Source organism: Undibacterium paludis, assembly GCF_022568815.1.
In the GTDB taxonomy this organism is placed as follows: Bacteria; Pseudomonadota; Gammaproteobacteria; order Burkholderiales; family Burkholderiaceae_D; genus Undibacterium.
The window spans coordinates 146,552-160,163 of record NZ_JAKZHX010000004.1 but is presented as its reverse complement, the minus strand read 5'-3'; the positions used below and the strand labels follow the sequence as shown (position 1 = coordinate 160,163).

Here is a 13,612-nt window from a genome sequence, read left to right as displayed (position 1 = left end):
CTTTACAGCTCTGCTTTTCTTAGACGCAGGGCATTGGTGATGACAGATACTGAGCTGAGGCTCATTGCTGCACTGGCTATCATCGGGCTCAGCAGAATACCAAACCAGGGATAGAGTATACCCGCAGCCACCGGTACGCCGACAAAATTATAGACAAAGGCAAAGAACAGGTTTTGCCTGATGTTTTTCATCGCCTGCCGGCTCAAGGAGTGCGCCTTGACGATGCCAAGCAAGTCACCTTTGACCAGTACTACGTGAGCACTATGCATGGCGACATCGGTGCCATTGCCCATGGCGATGCCTACATCAGCCTGTGCCAGGGCCGGCGCATCATTGATACCGTCACCAGCCATGGCAAGCGCGCGGCCTTCAGCCTGCAATCGCTGGACAAAGCGGTACTTGTCTTCAGGTAGCATATCGGCATGAACTTCATCAAGCTGCAATTGCTTGCCAACTGCCTGTGCCGTCGCTGTATTGTCGCCGGTCAGTACGATCACGCGTATGCCTTGCTGCTGCAATTCCTGTATCGCCTGCAGGCTATTGGGTTTGATGCGGTCTGCCACGCTGATCATCGCTACGGCTGCCTGTTCTATTGCCATTAGCATGACGGTGTGGCCCTGTTCCTGTAATTCCTGGACACGCTCGTCAAAGCTGGTCGTGGCAATGCCATGCTCTTCCAGCAGGCCCGGTTTGCCAAGCAGGATGGTCTTGCCGTCCACGCTGGCTTTTACTCCCTTGCCCGTTATGGAAGTGAAGTCATTGATGGCAATTTCATCATGCGGCTTGCTCGTTGCATAAGTGACGATCGCTTGCGCCAGTGGATGCTCACTGCGCTGCTCCAGTGCCAGCGCTATCCCCAGCAACCGGCTTTCTGACTGTCCATTTGCCACCACAAACTCTTGCAGGCTGGGTTTGCCCTCGGTCAGAGTGCCGGTTTTATCGATGACCAGGGTGTCGACTTTTTCCATCCTTTCCAGGGCTTCTGCATCTTTGATGAGCACCCCTTCATGGGCGCCACGACCTATGCCCACGGTGACCGAAATCGGTGTGGCCAGACCCAGGGCACAGGGGCAGGCGATGATCAGCACTGATACGGCGGCCATTAGGCCATTGGCCAGCGCCGGCGAGGGACCAAATATGGCCCAGATGGCGAAAGCCAGTATTGATACTGCAATGACGCCGGGTACAAACCAGCCCGATACCTGATCTGCCAGTTTCTGTATTGGCGCACGTGAGCGACCAGCCTGGTTGACCATATCGATAATTCTCGCCAGCAAGGTATCACGGCCTATGCGTTCTGCCACCATGGTAAAACTGCCGCGCTGATTGATGGTACCGGCACTGACCTTGTCACCGGCCTGTTTGACCACCGGCAGTGGTTCGCCTGTGATCATGGCCTCATCCACATTCGAGTGACCATCAGCCAGCACACCGTCAACCGGGATATGGCCACCAGGTTTGACGCGCAATATATCGCCTCGCTGTACCTGGTCCAGCGCCACTTCTGTTTCGCTGCCATCCTTGCCGACAAGGGTAGCTGTGGCCGGTGTCAGCGCCAGCAGTGACTTGATGGCAGCACTGGTCTGTGAGCGTGCACGTAATTCCAGCACCTGGCCCAATAAAACCAGGGTGATGATGACGGCCGCGGCCTCAAAATATAAAGGCGCCATGCCTTCCATCTTGAAGGCGGCAGGCAGCACGTCCGGCAATAGCAGGGCCACCAGGCTGAACAGGTAGGCGGCCGCCGTGCCGACGCCGATCAGGCTGAACATGTTCAGATGCCCGGTCTTGAAGGATGCCAGCGCACGTTCAAAAAATGGCAGCCCAGCCCACAGTACGACAGGGGTCGCCAGAACGAACTGCAACCAGTTGAAGACAGTCATGCCCAGCAGCTTGTGAAAAGAAACACCAGGCAGCATGTCACCCATGCTCAGCACCAGCAGGGGCAGGCTCAGTATCAGGCTGAATTTGAAGCGCCGTAACATGTCATCCAGTTCGCTGGTATCTTCTTCTGCACTGGCTTCCTTCGGCTCCAGCGCCATTCCGCATAGCGGGCAAGTGCCGGGGCCGATCTGCTCTATCTCCAGATGCATGGGGCAGGTGTAGATGGCATCTTTGGCGACTGCCTTTGGGGCTGGTCGCATGGACGGATCCAGCCAGGCGGCAGGGTCTTTGCGGAATTTTTCCAGGCAGGATGCACAGCAAAAGTAATAAGTCTTGCCTTCATGGCTGGTATGGTGCTGACTTTGCTCATTGACACTCATGCCGCAGACCGGGTCTTTATGGCTGCCTTGCGGGTCGCTGACCATAACCGGTGCAGCTGTGCCCATGCTGCCCAGGCTGATGACTTTTTTCGCCTTGACATAGTTGGATGGGTTGGCGTTGAACTTGTCGACACAAGAGTTGCTGCAAAAATAATAGGCCTTACCCTGGAATCGTGCCGTTTTTTCAGGGTTTTTACTGACCTGCATGCCACAGACCGGGTCCGTATATCTGGTTTCGCTTGTTGCCGGCTCAGTTTTTGCATGTGAGCAGCATGAACCTGTGTGTTGATGCTGATTCGTATCCTCTTTCATCGCTATTCCTTCCTGACACCAAACTTGTAAGATTGTTTTATCATAGACCCCGTACCCAGGAACAGAGTCAAGGAATTTTTCACCATGTCTGATACAGATCAATATACGATAGGGCAATTAGCCAAAGCAGGAGGAGTGGGCGTGGAAACGGTGCGCTACTACCAAAAGCGCGCTTTGCTGCCTGTGCCAAAGGCGGCCGGTGGCTTCCGTACTTATCCGGCATCTTTGGCTGATCGCATACGCTTTATCAAACGGGCGCAGGATCTCGGTTTCAGCCTTGAAGAAATCGCCAATTTGCTGACGCTGGAAGACGGTAATGACAAAGAGGCAATTCGTGAAGTCGCCCATGAACGCCTGCTGCAAGTCCAGGCCAAGCTGGCAGACCTGCACAGGATGGAAGCCATGTTGACCGACCTGATAGGGCAATGCGCCACATCGGCACAACAAGCACAATGTCCCATCATTCAGGCATTGGCCAGCAAGGATTCAGAGCCTCCAAAAACCTGTCACGCTTAGCGGGTAGCAGCTTATGCTTACTGATCACTGTTGTTGACCCAGTCAGGTTTTTCGGTCTCTACAAAATGAATCAGTGCCTCAACAACTTGTGGATCGAATTGCGTACCACTTCTGGACTTGATGTATTCCATGGTTGCTTCCAGTGACCATGCTTGCTTGTACGGGCGGCGATGGAGTAAGGCGTCGAATACATCGACCACGGCGACGATACGTGCTGAGAGCGGGATTTCTTCCCCTTTCAACCGGCGTGGATAGCCTTGACCGTCAAAATGCTCATGATGGCTGCCAGCGATCTGTGAACCATAGGTCAGGTAACTGACACCATCCACCATGGTGGCGGCGCGAGCCAGTACGGTTTCACCAGCCAGTGCATGATGTTCCATGATGATGCGCTCATTCTTGTCATGGCCACTGGCTTTCAGTAATACGGCATCGGGGGTCGCTACCTTGCCGACGTCATGCAGGATGCTGGCGATACCAACCATGTCCAGGAATTGCGGCGTCAGGTCATCTTCAAATTTATGACGGCGCTTCAATTCTGTCGCGATGGCATTGGTCAGCCTGCAGACCCGCTGTACATGACCACCGGTGTCAGTGTCGCGTGATTCTGCCAGGTCGGTCAGGGCCACGACCGAGGCTTCCTGGGCTCTTTGCAACTGTTCATTGAGATAGCGATTGTCAAAGGCTGCGGCAATGCGATCACAGAACAGCTCCAGCAAATCGCGCTGGATTTGTCCCAGTGGCCAGGGTGGTGTCACCAGTATGGTAAATTCGTGGCCGTGCCGGGTGTGAATGAACAAGACGTCAGCCGGGTGCTGGTACTGGCTTTTCTTTTCGGTAAAGGCTTTTTCAACGATGGCGCTCCATTCACAGTCTGCTGGCAGACAATCCAGACCGGACAAGTCACTGTAAGTACCGGTACCGGCGATGATGCTGGTTTGTATCTTGCCATTGGATGTACCAGGGGCATTGCGTGACAGACACAGCACACCGTCAGCGCCGACATCAAGTATGGCGCCGATCTGGTTCAGTACACCTGAGGCAAATTCTTTCAGTGACTTCAATTCATACAGGTTGGCCGATGCCTGCAATATGCGCGTCAGACCCTGGCGACTGCGTTCTATGGACAGCAAACCTTCATAGGCGCGCAAAGAAGCGATGACAGTAGTGAACAACCTTTGGGTAGTCAATTCAGTCTTGGTTTTGTAGTCATTGATGTCATAATCGACGATGACATTCTTTTCCGGTGCCTGGCCAGGCTGGCCCGTGCGCAAGACGATGCGTACCAGTTGATTATTGAGTTCTTCGCGTATGCGCTTGACCAGGCGCAGGCCTGCATCTTCTGTCTCCATCACGACATCGAGCAGGATAAGGTTGATGTCGTTGGGTTTGCTCAGTATTTCAAATGCTTGCGCGGCGCTATGAGCAGACAGGATTTCAAGGTGCCGCCCCTTGAAAACAATATTGTTCAGCGCCAGCCGGGTGACGGCATGGATATCCTCTTCATCGTCAACGACCAGCAAACGCCAGGGCCGCGTTTCAAAGTTGGTATCTGACAGTAGTTGTGACTTGTCGCCAGTGTCATCTTCTATGATCCAGTCTTCTTCCGATCCTTGTTCGTGATGCATACGCTCCCCCGATCAATTTTCACCGACTTGCTCAATCCCGACTATATGCTGATTGTAAACGATAACGCAAAGCATGCACGATGTATGCGTCATTCCAGCATCTTTTCCGCCTCAGCCTTGCTCACGTACTTTTTCAGTATCTGCAACATGCTGCCATCTTTGATCATGCCTTGCATCAGCTGGTTCCAGCGCTGAGCCTCTGTTTCACTGAAATTCTTCTTGGTGATGACGAGTTGGGCATGGCCTTTCAAATCTGCTGGGCTCCAATCTATTACAGCGTATTTGTTTTCCATCTGTGCAGGATCAAGGTAAGCACCGTAAATCAGTTGCAAACTGATGACGGCATCGAAGCGGCGGGCCTCCAGCATGGCATACAGTCTTTCACTGTCGTTGACATCGACAACACGGCCCAACTGTCTCAGTTTTTGCACAAACTTTTCGTTGTACCCCTGTTTTGTGCTGCGTACTGCACCGAGACGTAAATCCGTCCGGTTTAAAAAGTCTTCCTGGCTGTGCAGATTGACGGCCTTGTCCTTGTGGATGATGAGGACCAGCCTGGCTTGCAAGTAGGGGAAAAACCAGAATTTTTCGGCGCGCTCGGCAGTTTTGATGGCTGACAGTGTCATATCGACACGGCCGGCTTCTATCTCCTGCCAGGTACGGGCGCGCGGCAGCACAGGGGTTTCAAATTTGCAGCCGCTGCGTTTTGCAAATTCATCTGCCATGTCTTTATCAAGGCCGGCGCCGTTGCGATAAAATTGCCCTAATTCCTGCAAGGCCAGGATAATGGGGCGAGATGGACAAGTGGGCAAATTTTGCGCTTGCAGCAAAGTACTGGCAGTCAGTAAGCCAGAGTATAAACAGTACTTCAGGAGCTGTATTGCGTGTGTAGTCATGCCATGCATGACACCTCCGGGTTATTGTTTTTTTACCTGCGCTTATGATGTGCAATGTAGCAGATAGAAAGATCTTGCACCACTCCCGGAGTACTGGTACTAACAAACCCGGCTCAATACCATGTCGACGATCATGGTTTCTGCTTCTGTAAAGTCCTCATCATTGAGCGGGCTATGGCCCAGCACCAGGCTCATCTGCGCGGCAAAATCGGCATACGACTGTGTCATGGCCCAGATGGCAAACAGCAGATGGGTGGTATTGACGGTGGCGATTTTGCCTGCTGCCATCCAGCTTTCAAATACGGCTATGTCTTTTTGCAACAAGGGCAGGATTTTACTGCGCATGGTCTCGGCATAGACTGGTGCACCGCTGATGACTTCCATTGCATAGACGCGAGATGCCTGCGGCTGTTCGCGCGAAAAACGCAGTTTTGCACGTATATAATTGCGCAACAACTGAGCCGGGTCCTGCTCCGGGGCGGCCAGTATGTTCATGCGTTCCAGCCATTGATCAAGCACCTGGTCCAATACCTTTTCATACAGTTTTTGCTTGGTCGGGAAGTAGTACAGCAGATTCTGTTTCGACAGACCAGCCCGCTCGGCTATCGATGCCAGTGCGGTACCTGCATAACCGGTTTCGGCAAATACTTCAACCGCTGCCTGCATGATGCGTGCTTCGAGCGCATCACGTGAGCGCGTGAGTTTATCGGGCGCTCTATCCATGTTGCAGCTTCATCAAAAAGCCTTTCAGTGCTTCTGCATCGCTATAAGCGATGTTGAAGCGGAACCAGGGGTGATCGCTTTTATGCAGGCTGAAGAACTCGTCAGGCGCCAGCAGTATGCCTTCCTGCAAGGCCAGTCTTGAGATGTCGCTGGCGTTGGCCGTGCTGTTCTTCCAGCCCGCGCTGATGAACATGCCGCCACGCGGTTCTGCCAGCGGTGTCAGACCGGCTGCCAATAACATGTCCATACTGGCATTGCGCGAAGTTTCCAACTGACGTTTGAGCTTTTCCAGCATGCGCCGGTACAGACGCGAACTGATTGCATGCAGCACCGCACGCTCATTGATCTCGGAAGTCGTCAGGCCCGCCAGCATTTTTACCCGTAATAGTTCACCAATCAGGGAGTGCGATGCGCAGATGGAGCCAACCCGCAAAGTAGGTGACAGTGTCTTGGAAAAACTGCCCACCCGTATCACGCGGCGCAAACCATCCATCGCTGCCAGCGAAGGCTCGGGGCGCGGGCAGAGTTCGCGGTAGATATCATCTTCCACCAGCCAGAAATCGAACTGCTCCGCCAGTGCCAGCAGGCGGTGCGCCTGGGTCTGGGACAGGCTGGTGCCCAGTGGGTTTTGCAGTACGGTATTGACAAACATCAGCTTGGGCTGATGCAGCAAGGCTTTTTCCATGAGGCTGTCGAGATTGAGGCCTTTTTCATCACGGGCTATACCTATCGGTATGCAGCCGTGGTGGCGTATCAGTGACAGCAAGTTGCTATAGCCTGGGTCTTCCACCAGTACAGTGTCGCCGGGTTTGCACAGCGTGCGCAATATCAGGTCAAAGCCATGCGTTGCCCCATGGGTCAGCAAGATTTGTTCAGAATCAACGCTGAACAAATCCTGCGAAAGCGTAGCGGCCAGGTGCTGACGCAGGCTGGGGAAGCCGAGCGGGTTGCCATAACCACGCAGGCGCTGAGTTGGTATACGCATCGATTGCTTCAGGGCATCAAGCAAGATGTCGTCGCCATACCATTCGGGTGGTAACCAGCCGGAGCCGACGGGCAGGGCAGTCGATACGCCAGAATACAGATCCGGGCTAAGCGCATCCACTGCACTGGAAACAACGACCTGTACAGTTGCCTGCGGCAGACAAGCAGAGGCCGGTTTGGTGACAAAATAACCAGAACCACGGCGAGAACTCAGCAGACCCAGGGTAATCAGGCGCTCATAAGACTCCACAACTGTAAAGGTACTGACGGCATTACACTTGGCAAATTGCCGTACGGAAGGCATTTTGCTGCCCAGCGGCAAATCATTCTGGCGCACCAGACGGCTTACTTCCTGCACGATCTGCTCTACCAGGCTGGCCTGGCGGCTGCGCTCCAGCACCAGCTGCGGCCAGATGGGGCTTGGCTCTATTGCCTGTACTTCTTGTACTGCGTCCATGCTTGCTCCTCGCTAGACATAAATTGTGCAAGTGCACGTAACTGTTATGTCTCGGCTACCAATACGGTTGGATGAAATTAAACTGGCTGTATATGTCATTACTGCATATGCTTATTTAGCATTTCAGCATATTTTTACCACTTGGTAAATTGTTTTCAGTGTCGAGGAGAAACCCATGCTCAGCAAACAACAACTCAATTCTTACTGGATGCCATTCACGGCCAACCGTGACTATAAAGAAGCGCCGCGCCTGGTCGCTTCTGCATCCGGCATGTATTACCGTGACCCCAATGGTCGCGAGATTCTGGATGGTACGGCAGGCCTGTGGTGCGTACCACTGGGTCATTCCCACCCGACTGTGGTGAAAGCGGTACAGGAAGCCGTGGCAACGCTGGACTATTCCCCGGCTTTCCAGATCGGCCATCCACAAGCCTTTGAGCTGGCCGCAGAGCTGATTGAATATAGTGGCAACAAGTTTGGTCAGGTGTTCTACACCAACTCAGGCTCTGAAGCCGTTGATACCACCATGAAAATGGTATTGGCCTACCACCGCAGCCGTGGTGAAGCCCAGCGTACCCGCTTTATCAGCCGCGAACGTGCTTATCATGGTGTAGGCTTTGGTGGCATGTCACTAGGTGGCCTGCCTGCCAACCGCAAACAGTTTGGTCCCCTGCTGGCGGGCGTAGATTACCTGCCGCACACTCATAACCTGGAAAAAAATGCCTTCACCCGCGGCTTGCCAGAGTACGGCACGCATCTGGCTGATGAACTCGAACGCCTGGTTGCCCTGCATGATATTTCCACCATCGCTGCCGTCATCGTTGAGCCGCTGTCCGGTTCTGCCGGCGTCATCCTGCCATCCAAGGGCTATCTGAAACGCTTGCGTGAGTTGTGCGACAAGCATGGCATCCTGCTGATATTTGATGAAGTCATCACCGGCTTTGGTCGCCTGGGCACGCCGTTTGCGTCAGACTTCTTTGATGTCGTGCCTGACTTCATGACCACCGCCAAGGGTTTGACCAATGGTGTCGTGCCTATGGGGGCTGTATTCAGCCACCAAAAGATTTACGATGCACTGATGGCTGGCCCGGCAGGCATAGAACTGTTCCATGGTTACACCTACTCCGGCCACCCGCTGGCAGTTGCCGCCAGTCTGGCGTCGCTCAAAGTATTCAAGGAAGAGAAAGTACTCGAACACGCACAAAGCATGACAGCGTATTGGGAAGACGGTGTGCACTCCTTAAAAGGTTTGCCACATGTGATAGACCTGCGCAATCTGGGCCTGATCGGTGCGATAGAACTCGAATCCATGCCGGGCAAAGTCGGCGCACGCGCTACCGCCGCTTACAAAAAAGCCTTTGCCGAAGGCGTGCTGGTGCGCACGACTGGCGACATCATTGCCCTGTCACCTCCATTGATTTTGGAGAAAAAACACATAGACCAGTTATTCGGCAAGCTGCACGACATTTTGAAACACCTCGATTAATCCGGCGGGCATCATGAGTACATATCAAGTCAATCATTACATCAATGGCGAACTGCACCAGAGTGTGCAACCGCGTTTTGCCGACATCTATAATCCGGCTCTCGGTTCTGTACAGGGCCAGGTAGCACTGGGCAGCGAGCAGGACGTTAACCTAGCTGTCGCTGCGGCGGCCAAGGCTTTTCCTGCATGGTCCAACACGCCAGCCCTGTCACGCGCCCGCGTACTGATGGCTTACCTGAACCTGCTGCAACAGCATACTGATGAGTTCGCCAATCTGCTGACGAAAGAGCATGGCAAGACCCTGGCTGACGCCAAGGGCGAAGTCGCACGCGGTATAGAAGTGGTGGAGTTTGCCATCGGTATTCCTCAACTGTTGAAAGGCGAATATTCCGAGCAAATCGCCCGTGGCATAGACGCCTGCAGCATGCGCCAGCCGCTCGGTGTTGTTGCTGGTATCACGCCATTCAATTTCCCTGTCATGGTGCCGATGTGGATGTTCCCTATCGCCATCGCCTGCGGTAATACCTTTGTGTTGAAACCGTCAGAGCGTGACCCTTCTGCATCCCTGCTGCATGCAAAATTGCTCAAGCAGGCCGGTTTGCCGGATGGTGTTTTCAATGTGGTGCAGGGCGATAAAACTGTGGTGGATGCACTGCTTGATCATCCAGATGTACAGGCCATCAGCTTTGTCGGCTCCACTCCGATTGCCCAGGCAATCTACGCACGTGGCTGCGCGAATGGCAAGCGCGTGCAGGCACTCGGCGGCGCAAAAAACCACATGGTCGTCATGCCTGATGCTGATCTGGATATGGCAGTTGATGCGCTCATGGGCGCAGCTTATGGCTCTGCCGGCGAACGCTGCATGGCGATCTCTGTAGCGGTGGCTGTTGGTTCTGCTGCTGATGCCCTGGTCGATGCGATGGCGGCACGTGTTAAATCGCTCAAGATCAATAACGGCCTGGTGCCGGATGCAGAAATGGGCCCGGTCATCACCCATGCTGCCAAAGAGCGCATAGAAAGCCTGATCGGTGAAGGCGTGGCAGAGGGCGCAAAACTGGTCGTCGATGGTCGCAACTTCAAGGTGCCAGGACATGAACAGGGCTTCTTCTGCGGTGGCAGTCTGTTCGATCATGTAACACCAGAGATGACCGTCTACAAGCAAGAGATTTTTGGTCCGGTTTTGTGCGTAGTACGCGTGCCAGATATGGAGGCCGCAGCAGACCTCATCAACAAGCATGAGTATGGCAATGGCGTTGCTGTCTTCACCCGCGATGGCGGCACGGCGCGCGAATTCGTGCGCATGATACAGGTAGGCATGGTTGGTGTGAATGTACCTCTGCCTGTACCCATGGCCTTCCATAGCTTTGGCGGCTGGAAGCGCAGCCTTTTTGGTGACCATCACATCTACGGCCCGGAAGGCGTGCGTTTTTATACGCGTGTCAAAGCCGTCATGCAGCGCTGGCCAGACAGTATTTCTAAGGGGGCGGAATTTTCGTTCCCTCAAAACAAATAAATGCTGGACATACGAGAAAATCGCCCCAGCGGCGTTGCAACTCCTAGCCGTACTAAAGTACTGTCTTCGTCGTTGCGCCTTGCTGGGACAATTTTTCGTAAGTCCTGAAATAGTAAATTAGCTGTCACGAAACTTGCTTTTAGAAAAAAGTTAGCAAACCGAGATTGATTGGAGCCACCATGTTGGAAGCCCTTAAGCACATACCCCAGGCAGAAGAAAGTCAGGAGACTTTGCGTTCGCATTTCACTGACTTGAATCCTGCACTGAACAAGCGTCAGGCAGCGATAGAAAGTGAGCGCTGCCTGTACTGTTACGACGCCCCATGCACGCGCATTTGCCCGTCTGAAATTGATGTGCCCAGCTTTATTCAGAATATTGCTGTCGGCAATATCAATGGTGCAGCCAAGGGCATATTGGAACAGAACATACTCGGCGCAAGCTGCTCACGCGTTTGCCCTACCGAGATTTTGTGCGAGCATGCCTGCGTGCGCAATCATGATGCAGAGGGGGCTCCAGTCAAGATCGGTTTGCTGCAACGCTATGCACTCGACAATGCAAAATTTGATGCGCATCCTTTTGAACGTGCCGCCAGCACAGGCAAAAAAATCGCTATCGTCGGTGCAGGGCCAGCAGGTTTATCCTGTGCCCACAGGCTCGCTACTCTGGGCCATGATGTCGTGATTTTTGAAGCGAAGAAAAAATCTGGCGGTCTCAATGAATATGGCATAGCCAAATACAAACTGACAGAAGACAGCGCCCAGCGCGAAGTTGAATTCCTGCTGCAAATTGGCGGCATCACCGTCAAACATGAGCAGGTGCTGGGACAGAACTTGCACCTGGCAGACTTGCGCCGTGATTATGATGCAGTCTTTCTGGGACTGGGTCTTGGTGCCAGCCGCCAGTTGGGCCTGACAGGCGAGGACGCCCCCGGCCTGATGGCAGCGGTAGATTACATCGCCGAGTTGCGCCAGGCAGAAGACCTGACTAAGTTGCCCGTGCCACCGCAGTGCGTGGTCATCGGTGCCGGTAATACCGCCATCGATATGGCCGTGCAAATCGCCCGTCTTGGTGCAGAGCAGGTCACGCTGGTGTACCGCCGTGGTGCAGAACATATGTCGGCCACCCATCACGAACAAGAGATTGCCAAGGCCAACCAGGTGCGCATCGTCACCTGGGCACAACCGCAAGAGATCTTGCGCGATGCAGAAGGCCGTGTCAGTGGCATGCGTTTTGCCCGCACCAAAGAAGTCGGTGGTAAATTGCAAACTACAGGCAAGACCATTGATATTGCGGCACAGGCAGTCTTCAAGGCCATAGGCCAGACCATGGACAACAGCAGCCTGTCCGATCCAATGGCAAAAGACCTGCAAAAACAGGGCGACAAAATCCATGTCGATGCGCAATACCGTACCAGTGTTGCAGGCATTTATGCCGGTGGTGACTGCATCGCATCTGGACAAGACCTGACTGTGCAGGCAGTACAACATGGCAAGCTGGCAGCGCTGGCAATCAACGAAGACCTGAAAGCGAAGGTGTAACATGGCTGATCTCTCTATTAACTTCGCCGGTATCAAGGCACCTAATCCTTTCTGGCTGGCTTCTGCACCACCAACAGACAAGGCCTATAACGTCGTGCGCGCATTCGAAGCAGGCTGGGGCGGTGTGGTCTGGAAAACCCTGGGTGAAGACCCACCACCAGTCAACGTCTCATCACGTTACTCTGCCCACTTTGGCAAGAACCGTGAAGTCATCGGTTTTAACAATATCGAGCTCATCACTGACCGCAGCCTGGAACTGAACCTGCAAGAGATAACCCAGGTCAAGAAAGACTGGCCAGACCGCGCCATGATCGTGTCGCTGATGTACCCATGCGAAGAAGAAGCATGGAAAAGAGTCTTGCCCCTGGTAGAAGCCACAGGCGCAGACGGCATAGAACTCAATTTCGGCTGCCCGCACGGCATGCCAGAACGCGGCATGGGCGCAGCCGTAGGGCAGGTGCCTGAGTATGTGGAAATGATCACGCGCTGGTGCAAAAAGTATTGCTCACTGCCCGTCATCGTCAAACTGACACCCAACATCACCGATGTGCGCGTACCAGCCCGCGCTGCCTTCAATGGCGGTGCAGATGCCGTGTCGCTCATCAACACCATCAACTCCATCACATCCATAGACCTGGATCAGATGATCGCCCGCCCCATCGTCGGCATGCAAAGTACGCATGGTGGCTATTGTGGTAGTGCAGTCAAACCTATCGCCATGAACATGGTGGCAGAGATTGCCCGCGACCCGGCCACCAAGGGTTTGCCCATCTCCGGCATAGGTGGCATAGGCAACTGGCGCGACGCCGCAGAATTCATGGCCTTGGGCGCAGGCTCAGTCCAGGTGTGCACGGCAGCGATGTTGCATGGCTTTCGCATCGTTAAGGAAATGACAGACGGCCTGTCACGCTGGATGGATGAAAAAGGCTATGAGCGCATCAGCGACTTTGCCGGTAAAGCCGTCAGCAACACTACCGACTGGAAAAACCTCGACATGAACTATGCCGTCATTGCCGACATAGATCAGGACAAATGCATACAATGCGGCCGCTGCTACATCGCCTGCGAAGACACCTCGCACCAGTCCATCGCGCAACTGATCGCCGACAATGGCACACGCAAATACGAAGTCATCAAGGAAGAATGCGTAGGCTGCAACCTCTGCCAGATCACCTGCCCGGTAGAACAATGCATCACCATGGTGCCACAGGCGACAGGCAAGCCCTATATGAACTGGACCCAAGACCCACGCAACCCGCGTGCAGTGTTGAAATAATTGCTTGTACTTGGAGGGG

Annotated in this window: 10 protein-coding genes; 5 read left to right on the top strand and 5 right to left on the bottom strand. The window is 54.0% G+C overall.

The genetic code is table 11. The features are described from left to right. Positions 1 to 2 precede the first annotated feature (2 nt). Entirely contained in the window at positions 3 to 2,576 is a 2,574-nt protein-coding gene (locus LZ463_RS08995) for a heavy metal translocating P-type ATPase (RefSeq protein ID WP_241455288.1), read from the bottom strand. An 84-nt stretch (positions 2,577 to 2,660) separates the two neighbouring features. Between LZ463_RS08995 and LZ463_RS08990 the strand changes: the two genes are divergently transcribed. Beyond that, positions 2,661 to 3,092: a MerR family transcriptional regulator gene (locus LZ463_RS08990; RefSeq protein WP_241455287.1), complete on the top strand. Its 432-nt coding sequence runs from the start codon at positions 2,661 to 2,663 to the stop codon at positions 3,090 to 3,092. Between the two features lie 17 nt (positions 3,093 to 3,109). On the opposite strand, the gene LZ463_RS08985 is transcribed toward LZ463_RS08990, so the two are convergent. From LZ463_RS08985 to LZ463_RS08970, 4 genes are all read right to left on the bottom strand, one after another. Next, positions 3,110 to 4,720 (bottom strand): DUF3369 domain-containing protein, encoded by a 1,611-nt coding sequence (locus LZ463_RS08985; protein ID WP_241455286.1) that lies wholly within the window; start codon positions 4,718 to 4,720, stop codon positions 3,110 to 3,112. An 89-nt stretch (positions 4,721 to 4,809) separates the two neighbouring features. Next, positions 4,810 to 5,616, bottom strand: coding sequence for a substrate-binding periplasmic protein (locus LZ463_RS08980; RefSeq protein WP_241455285.1), 807 nt, complete (start codon positions 5,614 to 5,616; stop codon positions 4,810 to 4,812). Positions 5,617 to 5,715: 99 nt separating this feature from the next. After that, positions 5,716 to 6,339, bottom strand: coding sequence for a TetR/AcrR family transcriptional regulator (locus LZ463_RS08975; RefSeq protein ID WP_241455284.1), 624 nt, complete (start codon positions 6,337 to 6,339; stop codon positions 5,716 to 5,718). Continuing rightward, complete coding sequence (locus tag LZ463_RS08970) at positions 6,332 to 7,780, bottom strand: aminotransferase-like domain-containing protein (RefSeq protein ID WP_241455283.1); 1,449 nt, start codon at positions 7,778 to 7,780, stop codon at positions 6,332 to 6,334. The genes LZ463_RS08975 and LZ463_RS08970 overlap by 8 nt, the downstream gene beginning before the upstream one ends. A gap of 175 nt (positions 7,781 to 7,955) precedes the next feature. Here LZ463_RS08970 and aptA point away from each other — a divergent pair, with 175 nt between their 5' ends. The 4 genes from aptA (at position 7,956) to preA (ending at position 13,593) form a co-directional block, all read left to right on the top strand. Then, positions 7,956 to 9,266, top strand: coding sequence for an omega-aminotransferase AptA (gene aptA / locus LZ463_RS08965; RefSeq protein WP_241455282.1), 1,311 nt, complete (start codon positions 7,956 to 7,958; stop codon positions 9,264 to 9,266). 13 nt (positions 9,267 to 9,279) lie between these two features. Beyond that, positions 9,280 to 10,779 (top strand): CoA-acylating methylmalonate-semialdehyde dehydrogenase, encoded by a 1,500-nt coding sequence (locus tag LZ463_RS08960; RefSeq protein ID WP_241455281.1) that lies wholly within the window; start codon positions 9,280 to 9,282, stop codon positions 10,777 to 10,779. 179 nt (positions 10,780 to 10,958) lie between these two features. Next, positions 10,959 to 12,317 carry an NAD(P)-dependent oxidoreductase gene (locus LZ463_RS08955; RefSeq protein ID WP_241455280.1) on the top strand — a complete coding sequence of 453 codons (1,359 nt, stop codon included), beginning with the start codon at positions 10,959 to 10,961 and terminating at the stop codon, positions 12,315 to 12,317. Between the two features lies 1 nt (position 12,318). Beyond that, positions 12,319 to 13,593, top strand: coding sequence for an NAD-dependent dihydropyrimidine dehydrogenase subunit PreA (gene preA / locus LZ463_RS08950; RefSeq protein WP_241455279.1), 1,275 nt, complete (start codon positions 12,319 to 12,321; stop codon positions 13,591 to 13,593). Positions 13,594 to 13,612 lie beyond the last annotated feature (19 nt).